The sequence below is a fragment of the Acinetobacter marinus genome, assembly GCF_900096915.1.
In the GTDB taxonomy this organism is placed as follows: Bacteria; Pseudomonadota; Gammaproteobacteria; order Pseudomonadales; family Moraxellaceae; genus Acinetobacter; species Acinetobacter marinus.
In genome coordinates, this window is sequence record NZ_FMYK01000003.1 from 38876 (window position 1) to 61972 (window position 23097).

Consider the following 23097-nt stretch of genomic DNA (forward strand, 5'->3'; position numbering starts at 1 on the left):
CACTCAGCCCGACATCGCAACATCAGTATCGCAACATCAGTATCGTAACTTTAGCATCGAAACCGCGTCGTCAATGAATAAATGAAATGGAACATGACCACATGCAAGACTTGCTCGACTTAATGCAAACACTACGGCGAGAATGCCCGTGGGATCAGAAGCAAACGCCTGAAAGCCTTACAAAATACGCCATCGAAGAAGCCTATGAAGTCGATGCCGCAGTGCGCTCGGGTGATGTGGCGCATGTCAAAGAAGAGCTTGGCGATTTGCTGTTGCAAGTGGTGTTTCAGTCGCAAATGTACAGTGAGCAAGGCGCATTTGATTTTCAAGATGTGGTTGATACATTGAAAGAAAAATTGATTCGCCGTCATCCGCATGTCTTTGATCCGAATTTTCAAAATTTAGATGAAGCGGGTGTCAGCCAACTTTGGCAACAGATCAAGGCACAAGAAAAGCAACAAAAGCCTGTCAGTCGATTAGAGAAAGTAAAAGTTGGCGCAAGTATCGATCAAGCACAGAAGATTCAATATTATGCTGCGACACTCAATTTCGATTGGGCAGATGTCGAGGGTGCTTGGCTAAAGCTCGATGAAGAATTACAAGAGCTTCGGGAAGCGACGAAGACCAGTGATATTCAGCACATTCAAGAAGAATTAGGAGATTGTCTTTTTGCCATGATCAATGTTGGGCGCAAGCTGGATCAAAACTGTGATCAGGCTTTGCACGGCACGATTGCCAAATTTCGTAGTCGCTTTGCCTATATCGAGCAGGCTTTGGCACAGCAAAACCTGACACCAGAACAATGCGATTTGGCACAATTGGATCAACTTTGGGATGCAGCCAAAGCGCATGAACGACAATAAAATTTACGCAAACATATTTATCCTTATTGCCGAGCTGAGTGCTTTCAGTATGGGCACGGTGCATGCAAAAACCACGCTCAGCTTTGAGCAGTGGAAGGCTCGGCAAGAGCGCATTGATCAATCGCTGATGCAAGCACAGCCATCGCCTACAGTGCAAACAAGTCGCCCACACGGCTTATTGAGTACAAACGCATCCGCACCAGCATCGAATGACAGCCGTGCATCATCGCAGTCATCAACCACACAACAACATTCACAATCGTCACAACAGCCACGACCACAACAACTCGGCACGCAAGTTTCAATCAATATCAATCAAGCCACTGCCCAAGAAATCACCGCAAAACTGGATAGCATTGGACCGAAGAAAGCCCGAGCAATTATTCAATATCGCCAGCAACACGGCGATTTTAAACGGATAGATGATTTGCTCGAAGTCAACGGGATCGGTGAAAAAACTTTAGCGAAGAATCGAGATCGAATTCGCCTCAAACCCTGATGTGTAGTGGCATCGGCTTGAAAGTTCGGTAAATGATCGATAAACAAATTGCCCTTTAATCCAGATAGAGCTATGATGAAGCCGTAATTTTTATCTGTTTTAGCTAAATTCCAATCTGGAGCCAGCTTCTTTGCAAACTTTGCGTGCCTCTAAATGTGGACTATCCACGTCACAACTCAGCCCTGCCATTTTAGACATTATTGATAGCCTTACCAAAGCGGGATATGACGCTTATATCGTTGGTGGTGGTGTGCGTGATCTCATGCTCGGTGAGCATCCGAAAGACTTCGATGCGGTGACCAATGCCACACCTGCCCAGATCAAACAAGTATTTGGGCGTCGCTGTCGAATTATTGGACGTCGCTTTGAGCTGGCACATGTGCATTCTGGTCGGGAAATGATCGAGGTGGCGACTTTCCGTGCCCCGCCGAAAAAAGCCGTGACCAGTGCCTCAGGTATGATTCTACGTGATAATAATTGGGGCACGATTGAGCAGGATTTTGCCCGTCGAGATTTCACCATTAACTCGATGTATTATCAGCCACGTGACGGCATTGTGCTGGATTTTTGTAATGCCTATAGCGATATTCAACAGAAGAAATTAAAACTACTCGGCGATGCTCGTCAGCGTTTTGAAGAAGACCCTGTACGCATGCTTAGGACTTTGCGCTTTGCTGCCAAGCTGGGTTTTCAGATTGATCAAAGTATTCTCAAGGTTTTTGATGAAGCCTGTGCACAGCAACTGCGTGAAGTGTCGCCACATCGTCTCTATGATGAATCGCAAAAAATGTTCTCGATGGGACGATTGGAACAATTACTTCCGTTGTTGATTAAGTTTCATATTTGGCGTCAGATGTTCGCTGATGTCAAACCTGAAATTACCACCTTTATGCAACGTGCGGCGTTCAATACAGACCAACGCATTCAAATTGGTAAATCCATTAATCCTGCATTTTTCTATGCGGTATTACTATGGGAAGCCTATTTAGAGCGTGCCGATTTTTATCGTAGTCGTGGGGTGGTCGAGGCGGAAGCTCGTGCCCAAGCAGGTATTGATGTATTGAAACGTCAGGCATCACGTACCATTATTCCTCGTTTTGCAGAAACCTTTATCCGTGAAGTGTGGGAGATGCAATCTCGATTGATCAGACCAAAGCCGCAGCACATTATGAATCTGGCGGGACATGCCAAGTTTCGTGCAGGATTTGATTTTCTCTTGCTGCGTGAACAGTCTGGTGATACAGGCACGCAAGGCATGGGCGAGTGGTGGGAGCAGTTCCAGGAGCTCAGTAATGACCAAAAAGAAAAAGCCATTGCCAGCTATAAGCGTAATTTCAACCGTCAGCATAAAAAGACTACAGCGGATGAACCTGAAGAATTTGTGCCTTTAGTGCTGGAAACGGAAGTGAATCGTCGAGCTGCACGCCGAGCCAAACAGCGTAATGGTGCATCTTCAGCGCCACAGGCTGAGCAAAGTGCGAACAATACAACGCAAAATGGCTCGAGAAACAGTTCAAACAGTGCCAATGATCGTCGTTCAAATGATTTCGGAACAAACCAAAACAGCCATCCGATTACACGTCGTCGCCGTGTGCAACGTGATTTATCGCAAGTGGTCTTTGGACCAACGCAATGATTGACTCAACTCACTCTAGCCAAGATCAAATACATCACATTTGTTATATCGGTCTAGGCAGTAATTTGGGGGATCGGCTTGCTTACTTGCGTTTTGCGATTAAGGCTTTATCTGAGATAGGTCAAGTGCGAGTGTCTCGTCTGTACGCTAGTCCGCCGATGGGACCACAAGATCAACCTGATTATCTCAATGCAGTGGTTGAATTAGTCACCACATTATCGCCTTTAGCTTTGCTCGATCAACTTCAAGCTATTGAGCAGGATGCAGGACGAGTGCGCAAGCGCCATTGGGGCGAGCGTACACTGGATTTGGATTTGCTGTTATACGATCAAGATCAGATCCAACATCCACGATTGAATGTGCCACACGTCGGATTAATGGAACGAGATTTTGTGGTTTTGCCATTGTTGGATCTGTTGCCACAGGCAACGGTTGGTGAAGTCCGTTTATCTGATGTGGCATGTTTGCAAAGCGCTACAGCGAAAGCCGTTTCTGATTTACCTGTACAAGATGCAATACAAAGCGCATGGTTTCAGGATGAATCCTTTATGCTTGCAAAGAGGCAGGCTTAATTTGAAGCGTAGCGGTTTGCCCATTGAATTTTATTTTTCATCATTGATGTGAAGAACAGTTTTTGCGAAGTCAGTTTTGTGTAGTACGATTTTTGAGATAACGCTTTTTTGCGAGAGAGGATGAGCCACATGATTAGTCTAACTGATTTAAGACGTTTTAAAGCAGAAGGTCGTAAATTTTCGTGTTTGACTTGTTATGATGCGAGTTTTGCCAAAGCCTTAGAAGTTGCAGAAGTCGATAGCATTTTGATTGGTGACTCGCTCGGCATGACCATTCAGGGGCACGACTCGACCTTGCCTGTGAATATCGACGATATGGTCTACCATACGCAAATCGTCGCACGAGGTAATTCACATGCCTTTATCATGGCTGATTTGCCGTTTATGAGCTATGCCACAGTGGATGATGCGCTGATCAATTCACGTAAAGTCATGCAAGTTGGTGCGCATGCGGTGAAGATCGAAGGCGGAGCTTGGCTGGCAGATACGGTGCGCAGTCTTACTCGCAATGGCGTACCTGTTTGTGTGCATTTAGGATTAACACCACAGTCGGTACACGTCTTTGGTGGTTATAAGTTACAAGCCAAAACTCGCTCTGCTGCGGATCAACTTCTTGAGGATTGTCAGGCAGTTGTCGATGCGGGTGCAGCTTTGCTATTATTAGAATGTGTCCCTGCGACTTTGGCAAAAGAAGTGGCGGATAAATTTTCAGTACCAGTGATTGGTATCGGGGCGGGCGTGGATACCGACGGTCAAGTGTTGGTGATTCAAGATATGCTAGGTTTAACTTTTGGTCGAGTGGCGAGATTCGTTCGCAATTTTATGCGAGAGCAATCTGGGGAGAATGCAATCGTTGATGCCATTAAAGCCTATCACCAAGCAGTCTTAGATCAAACATTCCCAGCAAAAGAACATACATTTCAAGTTGAGCTCTAGAGCATGAAAACTGAAACGACTGTACAAAGTTTAAATGCAGCGCTTGCGCCTGCACGTTTGGCACGTAAGACCATTGGCTTTGTGCCAACCATGGGGAATCTGCATCAAGGTCATCTCAACTTGGTGCTCGAGGCAAAAAAACTCTGTGATATTGTGGTGGTCAGCATTTTTGTCAATCCGATCCAGTTTGGTCCGAATGAAGATTTTGACAATTATCCACGCACGCTAGAGGCGGATAGCCAGCTTTTGGCAGAAGCAGGTTGCGACGTGCTGTTTGCGCCATCAGTACAACAGATGTATGGTGATCAACCACGTCGTACTGCGGTGGTGGTCGGTGAAATTACCGATGTGCTGTGTGGTCGTTCTCGAGCAGGGCACTTTGATGGGGTAGCGACAGTCGTCACCAAGTTATTTCACATTGTGCAACCTGATACCGCATTTTTTGGACAAAAAGACTGGCAACAGTTGGCGGTGATTCGTCAGATGACCCGTGATTTGAGTTTTCCAATTGATGTTGTCGGTGTGCCGATCGCGCGTGCGGAAGATGGTTTGGCGCTCAGTTCACGCAATGGCTATTTAACCGATTTACAGCGTAAAGTCGCACCAAAAATTTATCAAAGTTTGACTGATGCAGAACACGCATTACAGACACAAAGCAGCTTAGCCGATGCTTTGACGCAGTTGCGTGCCAGTCTGACTAAGGCAGGCTTTGAGATTGATTATGTCGAAGCACTTAGCCCAGACTTGGCGCCAGTGACTGCTTTTGATCAAGATATTGTATTATTCGTGGCGGCAAAGCTCGGTGAAACACGATTGATCGATAATCTTTTGGTAAAATATACCGAGCACTGATCTGTCATAAAATGGCGATGGATCATGCGCTATAATCAATGCATTGCTGATGTTGCTGGCTGTGCATGTGCTTGTGAGCCATTTCTGCCAGAGAGCCATATCTATCAGAGAACTTATTGCGGATAAAATAGATCGTGCTATGAAACAGATACTGCTGGTGACAGGACGTTCAGGTTCAGGGAAAACCTCAACACTGCAAGTGCTTGAGGATTTGGGCTTTTATACCATTGATAATTTGCCGTTATCTTTAGTGCCTGAGATCGTCAATAAGCTCAGTACCGATCCTGCTATGGATCAACTGGCGCTGGGTTTGGATATTCGCAACTTACAACCTGATCAGATTTCGATTGATGAAGTGCTCAGTGAACTGCGCAAAATCGGTACGGTCGAGGTGTTATACTTAACGGCTCGAGAGGAAGTGCTGGTTTCTCGCTATGCTTCATCTCGCAGACCGCATCCTTTGGTGCACCGTTTTGAATCTTTGACCGAATGTATTCGTGTTGAGGAAGAACTACTTTATCCAGTCTATCGCCGTGCAACACTGACCATTGATACCAGCAGTAAAACGGTACATGAGCTACGTCATACTTTGTCAGTCAAGCTCGGTCAGGGCGATAAACTGGTAGTGATTTTACAATCCTTTGGATTTAAGCATGGCATTCCACTGGATGCAGATTATGTGTTTGATTTAAGACATTTAATTAATCCACATTGGGTCAATGAGTTGCGCAGTTATACGGGGCTGGATCAACAGATTCAAGACTTCTTATCCGCTGATGAGATGGTCAATGCCATGTATGATGATGTGCATCAATTTTTAGAAAAATGGTTGCCGATTTTTAGCCAAGGGCATCGTCACTTTATCACGGTGTCTTTGGGTTGCACGGGCGGACAGCATCGCTCGGTATATTTTGTCGATAGACTTGCGAAAGCGCTTCAGGCAAAATGGTCGGTTCAGGTACTGCATCGGGAAATGAAACACTGGTCATGATCGACACGAGTTTAGACGTAATCAATAAATTGGGCTTACATGCGCGCGCTTCGGGAAAACTGATCGAGGTGACGAGTAAATATCGTGCCAATATTCAGTTGGGTAAAGGCAAAGAACTAATTGATGCCAAAAATATCATGTCCTTGCTGATGCTCGGTGCGGGTAAAGGCACGACCTTGCGCTTGGTAGTCGATGGTGCGGACGAAGAAAAAGCCTGTGAAGAAATCAAAGCACTTTTTGCTGCCAAATTTCATGAGGGCGAATAATCATGGCTAAACGTCAACGCCCGTATAGCGAAGGTGATTTTGAGGATTTGCTCGAAGGTCGAGCCAGTAAATCTGAACAGAAACGCCATGTACAACGCATGGCAGCACTTGCAGAACAACTGGCAGAATTGCCGAAAAAACAACTGCAAAAATTGCCTGTGGATGAACGCTTGGTTGATGCATTTTTAGAGTTGGAAAGTATCAGCTCTTTTGAAGCACGTCGCCGTCAGTTTCAACGCATTGGCAAACTACTTCGTAATGAAGACGAAACCATGTTGCTGAGTTTTCTTGTGCCAAAGCAGGGTGCAAAAAAGCAAGCACAATTGATGCGTTGGGTCGATCGCATTATTGAGCAAGGCGATGCTGCGATTCATGAGTTTTGCAAACAATACAACGCCGCAGAACGCCATACTTTAAGACAGCATGTGCTACGTTATCAACGTGATGCACAGCAAGGTGTCGATGAAGAGACGCTAAATGGTTTAAAGCAAAATATTATTAATTATGTACAGCAAGTGGCGCTGATTTCTGAGTAAATCTACCTACGCTGATTTGAATGCTCAACGCAACATAAACCCCGAATCATTTCGGGGTTTATTGTTTCTGGATGCCCTTTTTCGGATCACATTTTATGGATTGATCTAAAGATGATGATCTCGATACCGACATCAATGTTTTGTTTTAGGCTGGTTTTTATAAATTAAATTTAAAAAAGAGTATAAATATATTTAAAATTTGTAAGTAAACCATTATCATTTGCCTTTTATTTCTTATTGGTGGGGCGATGAAAAAACGACATTTCTTGATGAGTATGCTCTCTTTGAGCATTTCTGCTGTGACATATGCTGATGAAGATGCAAGCAGTAAAGTGCATCAATTGAGTCCGATTATCGTGATTGGTGTAGATCAATTGGGTGAATATACAGTGGATGAAAATGCGAATGCCACTGGAATGGCGATTGCATTACAAGATACGCCGCAATCGATTTCTGTAGTGACTCAACAACAGATGCGTGACCAAAATTTGTTTACAGTGGATAAAGTTTTGGACAATGTCATTGGCGTGAGTAAAATCTCTCAGGGTAATAATCCTGATACGTCATATACTTACTACTATGCGCGTGGTCTGGAGATCACCAACTTTGTGGTCGATGGCACGCCGATGGATGTGGTGGGATTCTCAGGCGGACAGTATGCGACGCAAGGGATTGCCAATCTCAATACTTTGGCTTATGACAATATCACGGTCATTAAAGGTGCGGATGGTTTGATGACGGGTACGGGTAATCCCAGTGCAACGATTAACCTCAACCGTAAGCGTCCACAAGCCACGCCTTTTGGGCAAGCGACCTTAGGGGCGGGCAGTTGGAATCGTTATAATGCCGAATTTGATGTGACTGGCGCCTTAAATCAAGACAGTAGCCTTCGTGGGCGTTTTACCGCTGCCTACACCAATGATGATACGCAACAAGTGGATGCCAATAATCGCAACTTGGCGATCTATGCGATTGCGGAATACGACTTAACCGACAAGACCCTATTGTCTACAGGGATCGAGTACCAGAAGGTCGATGATGAGGGATCATCTGCGATTGCGGCGGATCGTCAAAATGCTTTAGATGAGCCTACCCATTTCGATTATAAGGACAATAACTCTGCGCCTTGGGCTAAGCTCGACTTAGAGCGTTGGAATATCTTTGCCAATATTGAGCATCAATTCGACAATGATTGGAAAACCAAGTTTGAGTACAATTATTATCAAACTGAGCGAAATCAAGATATTGGCGCTTATGCGACCACGGTCTATGCCGATAACTCCAGCACCATGTTTTCATCGGATACCTTGTATCGCCCCAAAATGCATACCTTAAACTGGGTGTTAAATGGCGATTATGATTTGTTTGGACAAAATCATGAGTTTTCTGTCGGTGCAAGTTATAACCATACCAAAAACCACTATCGAGATGCGGGCTGGTGGGCAGATTATCCAATTGATAATATTTATGATGTGGATCGGTCGAGTCTACCTTATCCAAAACCATCGGCAGATCTTTATGCGATGACCCGCTATGATATTGAGAATGTCGGCGCATTTCTCTCCACACGAATGAATTTGACCGATCAATTTCATGTGATTGCAGGTGGTCGGTTTAATGATTATAGCTACAAATATCAGGACAGTTACAGCCAAGTCAACAAAGATGATGATCGTTTTACCCCCTATTTCGGCTTAGTTTACGATCTGAGTGATGATCTTTCTGCCTATGCAAGTTGGACAGAAGTATATAATCCACAAGCCAACATGAAGGATGTGAATGATCATGACATCAGCACACCGATGGAAGGCATCAATCAAGAGATTGGATTAAAATCGACATTATTCGACGGGCGTTTGACCGCTAATCTTGCCCATTACCGTGTCGAGCAAAATGATGTGGGCTTTCAAGTCTGGGCGCCAGATTGGTCTTCATCCTATTATGATTTAGTCGATCGAGAGGGGTATGGTTGGGAAGCGGAGCTCAATGGACGCATCAATGACGATTGGCAACTGCATGCGGGTTATAGCTATACCAAGCTCGATTATGATTCACAAGACACCCGTAACTACGATAAGTTCCAACCTCAGCCGAAGCATATGGTGAAATTATTTAGCAATTATAATTTACCCTTTGATGCGCAAAAGTGGACAGTCGGCGCTGGACTACGTTGGCAAAGTAAAACATTTGATTGTCGCTACTCGACCTGCAATAAATACAGCACGCAATACAGCTATACGGTGGCGGACGTGATGTTGCGCTATCAGGTGAATGATGCCCTCGATGCCACATTGAATATCGATAATATCTTTAATGAAAAATATCATATCGATCCGACCACACATGCCTACGGGTCGACACGTAATACCATGTTTACCGTCAGATATAAGTTCCTTTAATATTTGACCTAGGCTAAAACAATAAACCCCGCATGACGTCGGGGTTTATTGCATTTGGATGATTAAAAACGTTTAAATTATTTTCGAAGATTATTCACCAAACTCAGCTTCGGCACGTTCCTTTGCCCAGTCTCGAAGGATAAATTTTTGTAATTTTCCTGTCGAGGTTTTTGGGATCTCGGTGATCACGATCTCTTTGGGCACTTTAAAGCGAGCCAATTCATTGCGACAGTGCACAAGCAAATCCTCTACGTTCACGTCCACGCCTTGCTTTAACTCGATAAAAGCACAAGGCACTTCTTGCCATTTTGGATCAGGCTTGGCAACCACGGCAGCCGTCATCACCGCAGGATGGCGATAGAGCACTTCCTCAACCTCCAGCGAGGAGATGTTTTCACCGCCTGAGATGATGACATCTTTAGAGCGATCGGTGATTTTGGCATAGCCATCAGGCTGACAGACCGCCAAATCACCTGTATGAAACCAACCACCTGCAAAGGCTTCAGCGGTCGCTTCAGGATTTTTGAGATAGCCTTTCATGACGATATTGCCACGGAACATGATTTCGCCCATGGTTTCCCCATCATGCGCTACAGGCTGTAATGTGTCAGGGTCTAGCACTTTCATGCCATCTTGCAATGGGTAGGGCACGCCCTGACGGGAATGCAGTTTGGCTTGTTCTTGGATGGATAAATCACTCCAGCCCGCCTGTGACGCACACAGTGCCGAAGGTCCATAAGTTTCGGTGAGTCCATAGACGTGCGTGACGTTGATACCGAGATTACGCATACCTTCGATAATTGCAGCAGGTGGCGCAGCACCAGCGACCATCACTTCGACAGCATGTTGAATATTAATTTGTTGATCTTTCGGGGCGTTGATGAGCATCGACAGCACGATCGGCGCACCGCAGAAATAATCCACTTGATGGCGTTCAATTAACTGGAAAATCAGTGCAGGATCGATTTTTCTTAGACAAATATTGGTACCGCCATTGGCAGCCATCGTCCATGCGAAGCACCAGCCATTACAATGAAAAAGTGGCAATGTCCACAGGTAGGTAGCACGTGGTGTCATACCGCAAGCGATAATATTACTGGCGGCATTGATGTATGCGCCACGATGATGATAGACCACACCTTTAGGATTGCCAGTCGTGCCAGAGGTGTAATTCAGGCTAATTGCATCCCATTCATCGGACGGCAGTTGCCATTCAAAGTTGGTATCACCGCCCGCTATCCATGCTTCAAACTCAAACTGACCAATCGCAATTTGCTCTCCGTCAAATTCTGCATCAAAGACATCAATCACCACGATTTTTTGCTCAGGTTGACGTTCTGCAACAATCGCCAAGGCATCAACGGCGACTTGGCGAAATTCGGGATCGACCAATAGCACTTTAGATTCGGCATGTTCTAGCATAAACGCTAAGGTTTTGGCATCTAATCTGGTGTTTAAGGTATTGAGCACCGCACCAATCATTGGCACGGCAAAATGTGCTTCAATCATTGCTGGGACGTTGGCAAGCAGTACCGAGACCGTATCATTTTTCTCAATGCCGAGCTTTTTCAGCTGGCTGGCAAATTGTCGGCAACGCTGATAGGTCTGACGCCATGAGATCTGACGCTCGCCGTGAATAATCGCATCTTGATCAGGATAAATATACGCAGCACGCTCTAAATAGCGCAGCGGAGAGAGTGCAACAAAGTTGGCAGGAGTTTTCGGCAATTCATCATAAGCCTTGACCATTACGATTCCTTTGAGTGGTTTTTTATCATCGTGTTCAGGGTAAAAGTAAGCGGGCAATTACTCACTGCGACTTTAGTCGAGGAAAAACTGATCAGTTTTGTGATTGTGTGGGGTACATCACAACGAGTTGCGGTGAATCAGTTGATAGGGTTATTTTTAGCAAGTTGTTATCAACCTGCCAAGTCGGGACTTGTTGAATCCATGGTGAGATTGCTACCATGCGCTTAGGGTCTGTTGACATTTCAACCATGCATTGCGTTATCAGCTAAAACCTGAGGAGCACTGCTCCGTAAGGCGAGACATGAAACGAAGGGAATGGTCACTCCCTTGCCAAGTTTCATAACGAAGTTTATGGCAGTTTTAGCGATAACCTTTCAGGACTAGGATGTTTTTTGACGCTACGTCGTTAGGAACGAGTTATTTAGAATGACTAAACTTCCTCATTCCTGCCTTGTATCGCCTAAAAAACATCCGTAGTCGCAAGCATCTGTGAAATGTCAATAGACCCTAATGACAATTGATTGAATAAGTGGACTTTTCCAAGATGACAGTACAACGCTTACACGTTTCAAAACGCTTTTCTGAAGTGGCGGTTTCGGGCAATTTGGTGCATCTCGCAGGGCAGTTGGCGACGGATTTTGATTTAGACATCACAGGGCAGACGCAGCAAACTTTGGATTTAATTGATCAGTTTCTTGCCGATGCAGGCACGGATAAAAGCAACATTCTATCGGTCACGATATATCTCAAAGATATTGAGCGAGATTATGCGCCGTTTAATGCGGTTTGGGATGCATGGGTGGCTAATATTGAGGCATTACCACGCACCTGTGTTGAAGCCAAACTCTATGATCCAAAGGTCTTGGTAGAGCTTACTGTGGTGGCGGTGAAGTCAGCTTAACAGTTTAGCCAATCTGCATCAGCTAATCCGTTCCAGTAAAAAATCAATCAGCACACGGATGCGCTGTGCTTTTTGGCTATCCTGTAGGTAGTATAAATATACCGCAGGATAGGTACGCCAATACTTCTCCAATACAGGAATAAACTGGGCTTGATCAGCTAAACGGGCATGCACGGGGGTAAAGAGTCTGCCAATGCCCAAACCTTGGCGCACGCCATCTGCCATGACATCTATATCATTGGTGACGATGCTATTTGGCATTTCTATGGTCAATTCTTGATTATTTTGAGAGAGGATTAAGGGCAAAATGCGTTTTGCACTGATGAAACGATACCCAATGAGTTTGTGTTGATGCAGATCGGCAGGTGAATGTGGCACACCATATTGATCGATGTAGCCTTGCGACACATATAAACCCTCTCGAAATGGTGAAGCCAATTGTCGGGCAACCACACCATCCTCCAGTTTATCGCCAAAGCGAATCCCCAGATGATAGCCATCACTGAGTAAATCTACTTCGCCATCAAAGACTGAAATTTCCAGTTCAATGTCGGGATAGCGCTGATGAAACTCGGCAAGATAAGGCTGGATATAACAAATATAAGCAAAGCGTGCGACGGTAATGCGCACATGTCCAAATGGTCTATTGCCTAAGTCCTGCACGCTTTCCACCGCATGCGCCTGAGATTCAACAATGCCTTGGGTCTGATTTAGCAGGAGCTGACCTGCTTCGGTCAGTTCCATCTGTCGTGTGGTGCGGTTAAATAATAGTAAGCCAATATGGTCTTCAAGTAACTTCAATGACTTACTGACGGCAGGTGCGCCGATACCAAGCTGGCGTGCAGCTGCAGAAATATTGCCTTGCGCAACGATGCTATGAAAAACGTGTAATTGTCCATAAATAGCACTATTCATGATGATTCATCCATATGCTTTATCCATATAATTTTGCCTAATCAATTGTTATTTTTTCCATTTTGGAAAAAGTTATTTTACCGATCATTGTCTAAACAAGAAAGAAAAAAGCGCATAAACTCTAGTTATTCAATCAGTCGCAGCCAAATTAACCGAAGTGGCGCAGGTGATGTGACATATCGTCGGCAAGACATGATTCAAACTCAGAATACAAAAGGATGATGCTATGAAAAACTTTCCAAAAATCGCACTCGGCACATGGGCATGGGGCACAGGTGCAGCAGGTGGCGATCAAGTCTTTGGACATCAGCTCGGTCAAGAAGAACTGACTCCCGTGTTTCAGCAAGCGATGGCAGCAGGGCTTAATCTTTGGGATACCGCCTCTGTCTATGGTATGGGTTCATCCGAAGCCTTGTTAGGCGAATTTGTGCGTACTGTGCCACGTGATCAAATCTTAGTATCGACCAAATTCACCCCGCAGATGGCTGATAAGGCGTCTAAAACCCCAGTGACCGATTTGGTGGATGCAAGTCTTGAGCGTTTGGGTGTTGATGCGATTGATATGTATTGGATACATAATCCGACGGATTTTAACCGTTGGACGGATGAGCTGATTACTTTGCTTGATTCAGGCAAGATTTTGCAGGTTGGCATTTCAAATCACAACTTAGAACAAATTAAAACCATTGATACTGCGCTCAAAGCTGCAGGACATCGACTGGCTGCGGTACAAAATCACTATAGTTTGCTCTACCGTGCTTCTGAGCAGGCAGGTGTTTTAGATTACTGTAAAGAAAATGACATCATCTTCTTTGCCTACATGGTCTTAGAGCAAGGTGCGTTATCAGGCAAATATAACCCTGAACACCCAATGCCTGAAGGCAGTGGGCGTGGTGATAGCTATAATGGTGTATTGGCACAGCTCGAAACGCTGACCAATAAAATGCGTGACATTGGTCAAGACAAAAATGCCTCGGTTGCACAGATTGGCATTGCTTGGGCGATCGCCAAAGGGACTTTGCCTATTATCGGGGTGTCTAAAGCGGCGCAGGCGGAAGATGTTGCACATGCTGCAACAGTGCGCTTATCCGATGCCGAAGTGGCAGAACTTGAGCAACTTGCAGAAAAAACGGGTGTCGACACACGTGGTGCATGGGAAAATAAAATGATCTAAACCAGTCAATGGCTTGTCAATTTTATTATCAAATAATGTGAGATGTTTTGGGAGTTTTACCATGCGTTTTTTATATCCATCATTACTGAGTTGTGCTGTGGTTGTGAGTGCATTTACCGCCAGCGCTGTGAGTGCACAGACACCAAGCCAAACACCTGCCTATTATGTTGCAGAGTTTCAAGCAACCGATCGGGAAGCAATCAAGCCATATAGTGCACAAGTGGAATCAACCTTTAAGCCTTATAGTGGCAGATTTGTGATCCGTGGCGGAGAAGCGGATGTTAAAGAAGGCTTTGGCGTGCAAGGTCGTTTGGTGATGATCAAGTTTGACAGTTTAAAGCAAGCGCAAGATTGGTACAGCTCGGATGCATACCAAAAGCTGATTCCAATCCGACATAGTGCAGGGAACTCCAGAACCTATATCGTAGAAGGCTTAGCTGAATAGTATGGCATGCTTAAAAAGGTAGTCATCATCACCGATTTATAATTCTGATCAATCAAAAATATATCCATGGAGGTTTTATGCATTTTAATTTTAAAAAAACTCAGCCAGATTCTAAACAAACGACATCATATTTCAAAGCAATTGCCGCAATTGGCATTGGACTCAGTTTATGTACTCAATCCATTTTTGCAAAGGAAAAAGATATGTTAAGCACTCAACAGCAAAACATCATCCCAGTTGCTGCGTTTACTGCAAACGGAGATATTACTGCGTTAAAACAAGCCATTGGTAAAGGACTTGACGCTGGATTGAGCATCAATCAAATCCGTGAAGTGCTGATTCAGATGTATGCTTATGTTGGTTTTCCTCGCAGTCTGAACGGCATCAATGCCATGGTGGAGGTCTTGGATGAGCGTAAAGCGCAGGGCATCAAGGACACAGTCGGTCAAGATGCAACGCCTTTGCCAAAAGACACCGACATCAATGCCAAAGGTAATCAAACGCGTAATGACATCTTTAAAACAGACCTAACCCATAATCAGGCAGCATATGCGCAGTTTGCACCCATGATTGATGTGTATCTCAAAGAGCATTTGTTTGGTGATATTTTTGCACGAGATGTGCTGGATTATCAGCAGAGAGAGCTTGCGACAGTGGCTGCCTTAGCTGCGATTTCTGGTACTGATGCGCAGCTCAAAGGACATTTAAATGCTTCAATGAATGTCGGGCTCACACCAGAACAGCTTGATGCTTTTGCACAAATCATGCGTCAAGCGGTCAGTCCTGAGTCGGGACAGCGTATCGAAACATTGCTCGCTGAAATTGAAGCCAGCCGATGAAATCCTGACTTGTGATGTGAATTGAAGATTACAGAAAAATACATCAATAAAGAGGAATAAATGAGCAAAGACATTTTTGAACGATTGCGATCAGGCGACACCATTCGTCCCAATGATCCTGAAGGGCATAAAATGCTAGAAGCCTCTTTTCAGACGATTGCTGTGATGCAAAAGCTCAATACCTCGAGCGAACCTGAGCAAATCCGTACCTATTTAAGCGAAATGATTGGTCAGCAAATCCATGAAAGCACGACGCTATTTCCACCTTTACAGATCAACTGTGGCAAGCATCTGAGTCTAGGAAAAAATGTCTTTATCAATTTTAATTGCACGATGCTTAGCCTTGGCGGGATACGCATCGATGATGATGTGTTGATCGCACCGAATGTCAGCTTGTTGACTGAAGGTCATCCACTCGACCCAACACAACGACATAGTTTGGTGCCAAAGCCGATTCATATCAAACGCAATGTGTGGATTGGCGCAGGTGCCACGATCTTACAAGGGGTGACTATCGGTGAAAATTCGGTGGTGGCGGCACACGCTGTCGTTTCGCAAGACGTGCCTGATCATGTGGTGGTGGCGGGAACCCCTGCAAAAGTGATTAAGCACCTTGATCAAGGATAAATATTTTGAATCGCTTATGAATTGATTGTCGATTGATCAGGTCATGATTTAGATCAGCCACAATATGACTTCAACGCAGTCCTAAAAGATCACTTGTCATTGCTTGCAAGTGGTCTTTTTATTTACTGACAACAAATGAATGATTCAACGATTTAATGTTTAGATTTAACGCTTATATTTAATGCTTATATTTAATGTTTAGATTTAATGTTTAGATTTGATGGTTAGACTATTTCCAAATAGGAAAAAGTGATTCTACTAATTTAGGTCTAAAAATATGCAATGGCGACACTTATAATGATCACATCGAGTTGAGAACAATCATTTAAGGAGTCAGGTTATGTCCTCTATTCTATTGATTTCAGGTCACCCAAATTTAGACGCATCCGTTGCTAATCAAACTATTGTTGAAACTGTGGCGAGTGAGTTGGGTGCGCAGTTGACTGTACGTCGTTTAGACCAGTTGTATCGCAATCGTGACATTGATGTGCAGGCTGAGCAACAGGCGTTAGAAGCTGCCGATATGATTATTTGGCAATTTCCTTTTCATTGGTATGCCATGCCAGCCTTGATGAAACGTTGGTTGGATGAAGTGTTTTTATATGGTTGGGCACATGGCAGTCAGTTTCGCCTTGCGGGCAAAAAAATCATCTTGTCTTTTACCACGGGTGCGCCATTTGATGCCTATCAGCATGGTCAAGCGATGAATAACACTGTAGATGCGTTCTTGACACCATTGCAACAAACCATTGATTTATGCCGAATCGAGTGGTTAGCACCAGTGTACTCTAACGGCATGATGACCATACCCAATGTCAGCACAGCAGAAGACATCGCTCGAGTGAAAGCGAAAGCAATCGACCATGCCAATCAACTGGTGGCACAGCTTCGTACAACAGCGCAAGCCGCCTAATGTAGATCGTAGATGATTGGGAGAAAAAGAATGAAAACCACCAGCAAGAACATAGCGACCTCAGTACTTTTGGCAACGGCATTACTCAGTGGAGGAGCGCAAGCCGTCCCCGTCATGAATGTCTTTGAAATGGATATTCAAGCTGGACAAAGTGCCACATATGATGCCGTAGCACGGCAAAATATTGAGCGCTCAGTCCAAGATGAGGCGGGTACTTTAGCGATGTATGCGCTAAGCAGTACCGAGCAACCCAATAGGCGCTATATGGTGGAAATCTATCGAGATCAAGCCGCATATCAGCAGCATTTACAATCTGAGTCCTATCAATATTTTAAAGAAAAATCACCAGAAATCTTAACTGCACACAAAGTTGCCACACCCTTACAGGTGCAATATTTGGGTGATAAAGTTGCTCCGATCACTTTAACGGACGAGCTGATTACCAATATGGTACGCATCCAAGTCCACGCCAAAGATGCGCAAGCATTCAAGCAGATCGTGATGCCTGAAATGATCCAGTCGTTGGCTGTTGAAGATCGGGTCTTGGCAATCTATGCAGGGACAACGCAAGCGGATCCAAATACGTGGCTGTTCTTTGAAATCTATGCCAGTGAAGCGGCTTATCAGGCACATCGTCAAACTGCACATTTTCAGAAGTATTTAACCGAAACCCCAAACATGCTCGGGGAAAAGACCTTTTATCAGATCAAGCCGAGCATATTGAAAAATAAAGGTGGCTTGGATTATCCAGCACAGCAGCCTTAACCGTAAGGAGAAATGAAATGTTTTTTATTGATATCGTCATTAAACCAGAATTTACCCAAGGCGAAGCAGGCGAATCGCTACTTGCAGGACATCGCCAATGGTTTACTCAGTATTTTGAGCGAGGTGATTTTTTATTACTTGGTCCATATCACAGTAAACCATATGCGGGACTGATTATCGCAAAAGCACCGAATCGTGAGGCATTGCAAAAGATTTTAGAACAAGATGTTTATTATCCTGATAAAGCCGACTATGTGGTCGAGTCGTTTGAGTTGGCGAAAATACAAGATGATCTTGCGTTTTTTAAAGAAGATCATGCGTCGTAACATGCGCTACATTTAATCCAAAAATATACTGATCGCGAAGATAGTACTGTGTTTTAGCTCAGGCAATCTTTTTATGAAAAATCGGAGAAAAAAATGATTCAATCTACAGATACTCGTCAGAAAGTTGCTTTGGTGACTGGTGGTGGCACTGGTATTGGGCAAGCAATTAGTCAGACACTCGCTAAAAAAGGCTTTAAGGTTGTTATTGTTGGGCGTCGCTTAGCGGTGTTGCAAGAAACTGCACAAGATTATCCAAGCATTGATGCTGTAGTAGCCAATGTGGTCAATAGTGCCGACCTTGATCAAGTGATTGCCCATGTTCAGCAAAAATATGGACAGCTCGATGTATTAATCAATAATGCAGGTATCGCCCCTGTAACTGCCTTAGAAGATGTATCGATGGCGGAGTATAAAAATATTTTTGATTTAAATGTCGGTGCTGTGATTGACCTCACCATCAAAGCCTTACCCTTATTGAAAGCAAGCAAAGGAAAAATCATCAATATTTCAACAGGATTGGTCAACAACCCGATGCCCCATATGTCGGTATATACCGCATCTAAAGCAGCAGTACACAGCTTGACACGTAGTTGGGCAAAAGAGCTGGCAGGGGATGGAATACAAGTCAATGTGGTCGCACCAGGTCCGACAGATACGCCACTCTATGACAATGATGGCTTAACAGCGGAGGAGTCAAAAGCGCACGTTGACGCTGTCACTCAAATCGTACCATTAGCTCGCTTTGGACAAGCGCAAGAAGTGGCTAACGTGGTAGCATTTTTAAGCTCCGATGAGGCAAGCTATATCACAGGAGCAAGCTACGCTGCTGATGGCGGATTTGGGATTTAATACACAGATTCGAGCAATCGGTTGAGATTGAGGCGTGTAATAGTGTTGGTATCGTTACGATACACTTCGTAGAATTAGGCAAGTTTTATAGCAGACTGCGCTATTTTGAACGATTCCACGGCGTTATGATTTTCTCGATGGTTTTCTCGTTGTTCATCATTATGGAGTACATCATGTCAGCATTACAAAACAATATCCAAAATAAAGTCATCGTCATCACTGGCGCATCAAGCGGTTTGGGTGAAACCACCGCTCGCCATTTGGCAAAACTTGGTGCAAAACTGGTTTTGGCGGCACGTCGTGTAGATCGGTTAGAACAGTTGGTCGCCGAAATCGAAGTAGAAGGCGGTCAAGCAATCGCCGTCGCAACCGATGTCGCACAACAGGCACAAGTCGATGCATTAATTGAAAAGACGCTTTCTCACTACGGTACAGTTGATGTGCTGATCAATAATGCAGGCATTATGCCGATGGCACCACTGGCAAAACGAAAAGTCGATGAATGGGATCAGATGATCGACATTAACATCAAAGGCGTGTTGTACGGCATTGCAGCCGTATTACCGACCATGCAAAGTAAGCAAAGTGGACACATTATTAATCTGTCTTCAGTCGCTGGGCTCAAAGTCTCTGCGGGTGTCGGTACGGTGTATAGCGCCACCAAATTTGCTGTCAAAGCGATCTCGGAAGGGCTACGAGAAGAAGTCGCAGGCGATAATATTCGAGTCACCACACTTTATCCTGGTGCGGTCGATAGTGAGCTAAAACTAGGTAGTAGTGATCAAGAGTCAGGCGCAGCAATGCAAGCCTTCTATGATGCCTATGAAATTCCAGCGGACTCAGTCGCACGTGCCATTGTTTATGCGATCGAGCAACCAGCGGATATGGCGATCAATGAGATCAGTCTACGCCCAACCAAACAGACTTTTTAATATTGTCTGGCTAATGCTGTCTTTTGCGCAGACTTAAGACAGTATCGGCGGGGCATAAATAGAATGATGAGAGATATTTATCAGTCGATATTCATCTCTAGTTTAAAAATAGCATCAACCTTTCCAGAAATTATATGGAGATCAAGATGGAAGTCTTTAAAATGGTAGTCGTGCATCAATCGATATGACCAATAGCGGTTATTTTACTGGTGGTCATGTGCGCTTAGACCCACAGTTTGACATTGCCAGTGATCCACAAGGCAAAGCCCGTGCGGGAGCGGGTCATGTGACCTTTGAACCGAGCGCCCGCACCAACTGGCATACGCATCCGATTGGTCAACTTCTTCTGGTCACCGCGGGTCGTGGATTTGTACAAAAAGCAGGTGAGCCTGCGCAAGTGATTCAAGCGGGTGATGTGGTGTGGATTGCAGCCGATGAAAAGCATTGGCATGGCGCAGCCAAAGACACCATGATGAGCCATTTTGCCATCAACGAAGCCGAAGATGGTGAAGTGGTGACGTGGCTTGAACCTGTCAGTGATGAGGATTATCTGCAAGCACAAATATAATCTGCATGGTGTCAGACCGCAGTGAGCCAATCTTGTTTTGGGCTGACTTCAAAATAGCGCTTATATTCACGGCTAAATTGAGATGGGCTGTCATAACCCACTTCACTGGCAATATGGGTGATATTGGCTGAACGCAGTTTGATTTTTCGGCGTGCCTCCAAGAGACGTAAGGATTTTTGATATTGTAGTGGTGACATTTCCGTTAAGCGTTTGAAATGTTGGTAAAAACTGGAAATGCTCATGCCAACCTGCGTGGCAAGTGTTTCCATTTCAACTGCTTCGGAAAAGTGCTGTTGCATCCAAGTCGTGGCCTCGGCAATCTGCTGGCTGTGACTATCTTGGGTGGCTAACTGTTTCAGAATATTGCCTTGTGGACTACTCATTAAAAGATAATAGATTTCTCGCTCAAGTAATGGTGCCATAAAGGCAATATCGGCAGGACGATCCACTAGGTCAATCAGACGCTGTAAGGCATTGGCAAGGGGCGACTCCAGCGCACTAATGAAATAGGCAGCAGGCGCTGAAGTGGACTCGGATTGCATCTGCATCATGGTCTCGAGCAACAATTGCTGGTTGAGCTGCATCATCAGACCAATATATGGCTTGTCTGTAGAGGCTTTGGTGATATGTGCCGTAATCGGCAATGCCATGCCATAACACATATAGCGATCTTGATCGTAAGTCATGATTTGATTGCCAAATTGCACGGTTTTTTCACCTTGTAAGACCAAACATAGACTTGGCATTTGCATGTATGTCGTGGCAGTGGTCGGATGTTGACTCATATAGATTGAAATGCCCTCAATCGGGCTTTGCCAATATTGATCTGCTTGAAGATAAGGCAAGAGTTTGAGAATAGTTGCTTCAGAAAAATGGGACATATTCGATATTAACTCATTGAATTTGAAATTATTTGTATCAAGAAATAACCATTATTGCATTAATTCGATCAGATTGACTATAAAACGATTTGTAGAAATAGGCAAATTTTGTAGTTTTATTCTGTGCAATTTAGGTGTAAATCTTATCCATTTTACTTTTGGGAGATGTATCATGAAAACATTAAATTCGGTATTTACCCTCGTTTTAAGTAGTGTCAGTGTGCTTGGGCTAAGTCAAATGAGCTACAGTGCAACGGAGGATCAAACTCCACCGCAAATGCAAGTCATGCCTGCAGGAAGTATTCCATCACAGACTGCGCCAAGTCAGTATTTCTCAGGTCAAGCGCCACGCCTTGATATGAGTGTGAGCACTCGTGAAGCACCGTCACGGCTGAGTATGGCGAGTGTGAGCTTTGAACCGTCTGCACGCAGCAACTGGCATACTCACCCAGCAGGGCAAATGCTGATTGTCACGGCGGGGCAAGGTTATGTGCAATCTGAAGGTGGAGAGAAGATCACCATCAATCCAGGGGATATGGTCTGGACACCTGCTGGCGTAAAACATTGGCACGGCGCAACTGAAAAAAATGCCATGACCCATCTGGCGATCCAAGAGTCTGTGGATGGGAAAAATGTCAATTGGCTAGAACCTGTGACCGATGCACAGTATGCTCAGTCAAAGGATTAGCCAAGAGACTAGGCAGACAAAAGATTAGCCAAAAGATGAGCGATGCTTAGAGCAAATTACTATTCACCGCTTGGATTGGGGCTGGTGTGGCTTTGCCCAAACTGCTGAGCAAGTCAATTTCAATGGTGCGCACCATCGAGTCGAGTGGCAAGTCATTACTTTGTGTGCCAAACGGTTCCTCAATCTCGGTACTGAGCGCATCTAGCCCCAAGAAAGTATAGGCTAAGATCCCCACCAACAGCGGTGTGGCAAGCCCTAAAAGACTGCCCAAACTAAATGGCAATAAGAAACAGAAAAAATACACCGTGCGATTGAGTAACACCGAATACGCATACGGAATCGGTGTGGTGGCAATCCGATCACAGCCCGTATGCACCAGACTCAGTTCGTGCACATGCGCATTCAACTGCGCATAAATAATGTCGCTAATCTCACCTTCTTTCAATGCCTGCATAAACTCCCATTGAATCAAACTCAAGGTATATTGCGGGGCGTTGGCATGTTGAGAAAGTAGTCGAATCTGATTTTCGCTCATCCCTGTAATTTCGTGCAGGCTCATCGGGTTATTGGTTTCTTGGCGAAGTCGGTCACGCAGTACATTGGCAAAGACAATGATTTGCTGCACCGTCCGTTCACGGCGAGCTTGTGACAGCACCCGACAGTCTCGATCGAGGTGACGTGAGGTTGCAATGAGAATCCCCCACAATTTACGTGCTTCCCACCAACGGTCATAGCATGCGGTATTTTTAAAGCCCAAAAAGATCGACAGCACCAAACCAATTAAGGTAAAACCCATGAGCGGTAATTCAGGGAAATGATAAATATTGTTATATTCTAAGCCACCCACCACGGCTGACAACAGCATCACCACACCCAGTGGCGGCAGGATTTTTGGCAACAAGGTGCCTTCCCATGAAAAGAGCAATTTAAAGGTATTAACTGGCTGGCGAATAATCATAAGTTGAGCGTAAAAAA

26 protein-coding genes are annotated in these 23097 nt (G+C 44.8%); 22 read left to right on the top strand and 4 right to left on the bottom strand.

The genetic code is table 11. The features are described 5' to 3' along the window. Window positions 1–101 precede the first annotated feature (101 nt). From mazG to BLQ60_RS06190, 10 genes are all read left to right on the top strand, one after another. Window positions 102–863 carry a nucleoside triphosphate pyrophosphohydrolase gene (gene mazG, locus BLQ60_RS06145; RefSeq protein WP_092618658.1) on the top strand — a complete coding sequence of 254 codons (762 nt, stop codon included), beginning with the start codon at window positions 102–104 and terminating at the stop codon, window positions 861–863. Then, window positions 850–1362, top strand: coding sequence for a ComEA family DNA-binding protein (locus tag BLQ60_RS06150; RefSeq protein WP_213030463.1), 513 nt, complete (start codon window positions 850–852; stop codon window positions 1360–1362). The genes mazG and BLQ60_RS06150 overlap by 14 nt, the downstream gene beginning before the upstream one ends. Window positions 1363–1492: 130 nt before the next feature. Next, the gene (gene pcnB / locus BLQ60_RS06155; protein ID WP_092617591.1) at window positions 1493–2998 is read left to right on the top strand and encodes a polynucleotide adenylyltransferase PcnB; all 1506 of its coding nucleotides are present in this window, start codon (window positions 1493–1495) and stop codon (window positions 2996–2998) included. Further along, window positions 2995–3570, top strand: coding sequence for a 2-amino-4-hydroxy-6-hydroxymethyldihydropteridine diphosphokinase (gene folK / locus BLQ60_RS06160; RefSeq protein WP_092617594.1), 576 nt, complete (start codon window positions 2995–2997; stop codon window positions 3568–3570). Before pcnB ends, folK begins: the two co-directional genes overlap by 4 nt. Window positions 3571–3699: 129 nt before the next feature. After that, entirely contained in the window at window positions 3700–4506 is an 807-nt protein-coding gene (panB, locus tag BLQ60_RS06165) for a 3-methyl-2-oxobutanoate hydroxymethyltransferase (RefSeq protein ID WP_092617596.1), read from the top strand. Between the two features lie 3 nt (window positions 4507–4509). Beyond that, entirely contained in the window at window positions 4510–5358 is an 849-nt protein-coding gene (gene panC, locus BLQ60_RS06170) for a pantoate--beta-alanine ligase (protein ID WP_092617599.1), read from the top strand. Window positions 5359–5497: 139 nt separating this feature from the next. Continuing rightward, complete coding sequence (gene rapZ, locus BLQ60_RS06175; RefSeq protein ID WP_092617603.1) at window positions 5498–6349, top strand: RNase adapter RapZ; 852 nt, start codon at window positions 5498–5500, stop codon at window positions 6347–6349. Then, on the top strand, window positions 6346–6615 hold the full coding sequence (locus tag BLQ60_RS06180; protein WP_092617606.1) for an HPr family phosphocarrier protein: 270 nt from the start codon (window positions 6346–6348) through the stop codon (window positions 6613–6615). The genes rapZ and BLQ60_RS06180 overlap by 4 nt, the downstream gene beginning before the upstream one ends. A gap of 2 nt (window positions 6616–6617) precedes the next feature. Next, a complete protein-coding gene (gene yjgA, locus BLQ60_RS06185; RefSeq protein WP_092617608.1) occupies window positions 6618–7151 on the top strand; it encodes a ribosome biogenesis factor YjgA in 534 nt (177 codons plus the stop codon). Window positions 7152–7399: 248 nt separating this feature from the next. After that, window positions 7400–9550, top strand: coding sequence for a TonB-dependent siderophore receptor (locus BLQ60_RS06190; RefSeq protein ID WP_092617611.1), 2151 nt, complete (start codon window positions 7400–7402; stop codon window positions 9548–9550). A 90-nt stretch (window positions 9551–9640) separates the two neighbouring features. On the opposite strand, the gene BLQ60_RS06195 is transcribed toward BLQ60_RS06190, so the two are convergent. Then, window positions 9641–11299, bottom strand: a complete 1659-nt coding sequence (locus BLQ60_RS06195; RefSeq protein WP_092617614.1) for an acyl-CoA synthetase — start codon at window positions 11297–11299, stop codon at window positions 9641–9643. A gap of 544 nt (window positions 11300–11843) precedes the next feature. On the opposite strand from BLQ60_RS06195, the gene BLQ60_RS06200 reads away from it, so the two are divergent. Further along, the gene (locus BLQ60_RS06200; RefSeq protein WP_092617617.1) at window positions 11844–12200 is read left to right on the top strand and encodes a RidA family protein; all 357 of its coding nucleotides are present in this window, start codon (window positions 11844–11846) and stop codon (window positions 12198–12200) included. Between the two features lie 18 nt (window positions 12201–12218). On the opposite strand, the gene BLQ60_RS06205 is transcribed toward BLQ60_RS06200, so the two are convergent. Further along, on the bottom strand, window positions 12219–13115 hold the full coding sequence (locus tag BLQ60_RS06205) for a LysR family transcriptional regulator (RefSeq protein WP_092617620.1): 897 nt from the start codon (window positions 13113–13115) through the stop codon (window positions 12219–12221). A 226-nt stretch (window positions 13116–13341) separates the two neighbouring features. Here BLQ60_RS06205 and BLQ60_RS06210 point away from each other — a divergent pair, with 226 nt between their 5' ends. From BLQ60_RS06210 to BLQ60_RS06255, 10 genes are all read left to right on the top strand, one after another. Further along, window positions 13342–14289, top strand: coding sequence for an aldo/keto reductase (locus BLQ60_RS06210; RefSeq protein WP_092617623.1), 948 nt, complete (start codon window positions 13342–13344; stop codon window positions 14287–14289). A gap of 61 nt (window positions 14290–14350) precedes the next feature. Continuing rightward, entirely contained in the window at window positions 14351–14734 is a 384-nt protein-coding gene (locus BLQ60_RS06215; RefSeq protein ID WP_092617626.1) for a DUF1330 domain-containing protein, read from the top strand. A 77-nt stretch (window positions 14735–14811) separates the two neighbouring features. Continuing rightward, window positions 14812–15573, top strand: coding sequence for a carboxymuconolactone decarboxylase family protein (locus BLQ60_RS06220; RefSeq protein ID WP_092617628.1), 762 nt, complete (start codon window positions 14812–14814; stop codon window positions 15571–15573). Window positions 15574–15633: 60 nt separating this feature from the next. Continuing rightward, window positions 15634–16200: a sugar O-acetyltransferase gene (locus tag BLQ60_RS06225; RefSeq protein ID WP_092617631.1), complete on the top strand. Its 567-nt coding sequence runs from the start codon at window positions 15634–15636 to the stop codon at window positions 16198–16200. Between the two features lie 340 nt (window positions 16201–16540). Next, window positions 16541–17113, top strand: coding sequence for an NAD(P)H-dependent oxidoreductase (locus BLQ60_RS06230; protein ID WP_092617634.1), 573 nt, complete (start codon window positions 16541–16543; stop codon window positions 17111–17113). A gap of 30 nt (window positions 17114–17143) precedes the next feature. Beyond that, entirely contained in the window at window positions 17144–17878 is a 735-nt protein-coding gene (locus BLQ60_RS06235; protein ID WP_092617637.1) for a putative quinol monooxygenase, read from the top strand. Window positions 17879–17895: 17 nt separating this feature from the next. Continuing rightward, window positions 17896–18204 carry a YciI family protein gene (locus tag BLQ60_RS06240; RefSeq protein WP_213030464.1) on the top strand — a complete coding sequence of 103 codons (309 nt, stop codon included), beginning with the start codon at window positions 17896–17898 and terminating at the stop codon, window positions 18202–18204. 93 nt (window positions 18205–18297) lie between these two features. Next, window positions 18298–19053, top strand: coding sequence for an SDR family NAD(P)-dependent oxidoreductase (locus BLQ60_RS06245; RefSeq protein WP_092617640.1), 756 nt, complete (start codon window positions 18298–18300; stop codon window positions 19051–19053). A 173-nt stretch (window positions 19054–19226) separates the two neighbouring features. Beyond that, a complete protein-coding gene (locus BLQ60_RS06250) occupies window positions 19227–19985 on the top strand; it encodes an SDR family oxidoreductase (protein ID WP_213030465.1) in 759 nt (252 codons plus the stop codon). A 184-nt stretch (window positions 19986–20169) separates the two neighbouring features. Continuing rightward, the gene (locus BLQ60_RS06255; protein WP_092617646.1) at window positions 20170–20553 is read left to right on the top strand and encodes a (R)-mandelonitrile lyase; all 384 of its coding nucleotides are present in this window, start codon (window positions 20170–20172) and stop codon (window positions 20551–20553) included. Window positions 20554–20564: 11 nt separating this feature from the next. Here the strand turns inward: BLQ60_RS06255 and BLQ60_RS06260 are convergent, their stop codons facing one another. Further along, window positions 20565–21434 (bottom strand): AraC family transcriptional regulator, encoded by an 870-nt coding sequence (locus BLQ60_RS06260; protein ID WP_092617649.1) that lies wholly within the window; start codon window positions 21432–21434, stop codon window positions 20565–20567. Between the two features lie 172 nt (window positions 21435–21606). Between BLQ60_RS06260 and BLQ60_RS06265 the strand changes: the two genes are divergently transcribed. Beyond that, window positions 21607–22122, top strand: a complete 516-nt coding sequence (locus BLQ60_RS06265; protein WP_213030466.1) for a (R)-mandelonitrile lyase — start codon at window positions 21607–21609, stop codon at window positions 22120–22122. A gap of 46 nt (window positions 22123–22168) precedes the next feature. Here the strand turns inward: BLQ60_RS06265 and BLQ60_RS06270 are convergent, their stop codons facing one another. Continuing rightward, window positions 22169–23080, bottom strand: coding sequence for a bestrophin family protein (locus BLQ60_RS06270; RefSeq protein WP_092617653.1), 912 nt, complete (start codon window positions 23078–23080; stop codon window positions 22169–22171). Between the last annotated feature and the right edge of the window lie 17 nt (window positions 23081–23097).

What these genes read in the sequence shown, in the direction of transcription:
- mazG (WP_092618658.1), top strand. Translation starts at nt 102, where the DNA reads ATGCAAGACTTGCTCGACTTAATGCAAACACTACGGCGAGAATGCCCG.
- BLQ60_RS06150 (WP_213030463.1), top strand. Translation starts at nt 850, where the DNA reads ATGAACGACAATAAAATTTACGCAAACATATTTATCCTTATTGCCGAG.
- folK (WP_092617594.1), top strand. Translation starts at nt 2,995, where the DNA reads ATGATTGACTCAACTCACTCTAGCCAAGATCAAATACATCACATTTGT.
- panB (WP_092617596.1), top strand. Translation starts at nt 3,700, where the DNA reads ATGATTAGTCTAACTGATTTAAGACGTTTTAAAGCAGAAGGTCGTAAA.
- panC (WP_092617599.1), top strand. Translation starts at nt 4,510, where the DNA reads ATGAAAACTGAAACGACTGTACAAAGTTTAAATGCAGCGCTTGCGCCT.
- rapZ (WP_092617603.1), top strand. Translation starts at nt 5,498, where the DNA reads ATGAAACAGATACTGCTGGTGACAGGACGTTCAGGTTCAGGGAAAACC.
- BLQ60_RS06180 (WP_092617606.1), top strand. Translation starts at nt 6,346, where the DNA reads ATGATCGACACGAGTTTAGACGTAATCAATAAATTGGGCTTACATGCG.
- yjgA (WP_092617608.1), top strand. Translation starts at nt 6,618, where the DNA reads ATGGCTAAACGTCAACGCCCGTATAGCGAAGGTGATTTTGAGGATTTG.
- BLQ60_RS06190 (WP_092617611.1), top strand. Translation starts at nt 7,400, where the DNA reads ATGAAAAAACGACATTTCTTGATGAGTATGCTCTCTTTGAGCATTTCT.
- BLQ60_RS06195 (WP_092617614.1), bottom strand. Translation starts at nt 11,299, where the DNA reads ATGGTCAAGGCTTATGATGAATTGCCGAAAACTCCTGCCAACTTTGTT.
- BLQ60_RS06200 (WP_092617617.1), top strand. Translation starts at nt 11,844, where the DNA reads ATGACAGTACAACGCTTACACGTTTCAAAACGCTTTTCTGAAGTGGCG.
- BLQ60_RS06205 (WP_092617620.1), bottom strand. Translation starts at nt 13,115, where the DNA reads ATGAATAGTGCTATTTATGGACAATTACACGTTTTTCATAGCATCGTT.
- BLQ60_RS06210 (WP_092617623.1), top strand. Translation starts at nt 13,342, where the DNA reads ATGAAAAACTTTCCAAAAATCGCACTCGGCACATGGGCATGGGGCACA.
- BLQ60_RS06215 (WP_092617626.1), top strand. Translation starts at nt 14,351, where the DNA reads ATGCGTTTTTTATATCCATCATTACTGAGTTGTGCTGTGGTTGTGAGT.
- BLQ60_RS06220 (WP_092617628.1), top strand. Translation starts at nt 14,812, where the DNA reads ATGCATTTTAATTTTAAAAAAACTCAGCCAGATTCTAAACAAACGACA.
- BLQ60_RS06225 (WP_092617631.1), top strand. Translation starts at nt 15,634, where the DNA reads ATGAGCAAAGACATTTTTGAACGATTGCGATCAGGCGACACCATTCGT.
- BLQ60_RS06230 (WP_092617634.1), top strand. Translation starts at nt 16,541, where the DNA reads ATGTCCTCTATTCTATTGATTTCAGGTCACCCAAATTTAGACGCATCC.
- BLQ60_RS06235 (WP_092617637.1), top strand. Translation starts at nt 17,144, where the DNA reads ATGAAAACCACCAGCAAGAACATAGCGACCTCAGTACTTTTGGCAACG.
- BLQ60_RS06240 (WP_213030464.1), top strand. Translation starts at nt 17,896, where the DNA reads ATGTTTTTTATTGATATCGTCATTAAACCAGAATTTACCCAAGGCGAA.
- BLQ60_RS06245 (WP_092617640.1), top strand. Translation starts at nt 18,298, where the DNA reads ATGATTCAATCTACAGATACTCGTCAGAAAGTTGCTTTGGTGACTGGT.
- BLQ60_RS06250 (WP_213030465.1), top strand. Translation starts at nt 19,227, where the DNA reads ATGTCAGCATTACAAAACAATATCCAAAATAAAGTCATCGTCATCACT.
- BLQ60_RS06255 (WP_092617646.1), top strand. Translation starts at nt 20,170, where the DNA reads ATGACCAATAGCGGTTATTTTACTGGTGGTCATGTGCGCTTAGACCCA.
- BLQ60_RS06260 (WP_092617649.1), bottom strand. Translation starts at nt 21,434, where the DNA reads ATGTCCCATTTTTCTGAAGCAACTATTCTCAAACTCTTGCCTTATCTT.
- BLQ60_RS06265 (WP_213030466.1), top strand. Translation starts at nt 21,607, where the DNA reads ATGAAAACATTAAATTCGGTATTTACCCTCGTTTTAAGTAGTGTCAGT.
- BLQ60_RS06270 (WP_092617653.1), bottom strand. Translation starts at nt 23,080, where the DNA reads ATGATTATTCGCCAGCCAGTTAATACCTTTAAATTGCTCTTTTCATGG.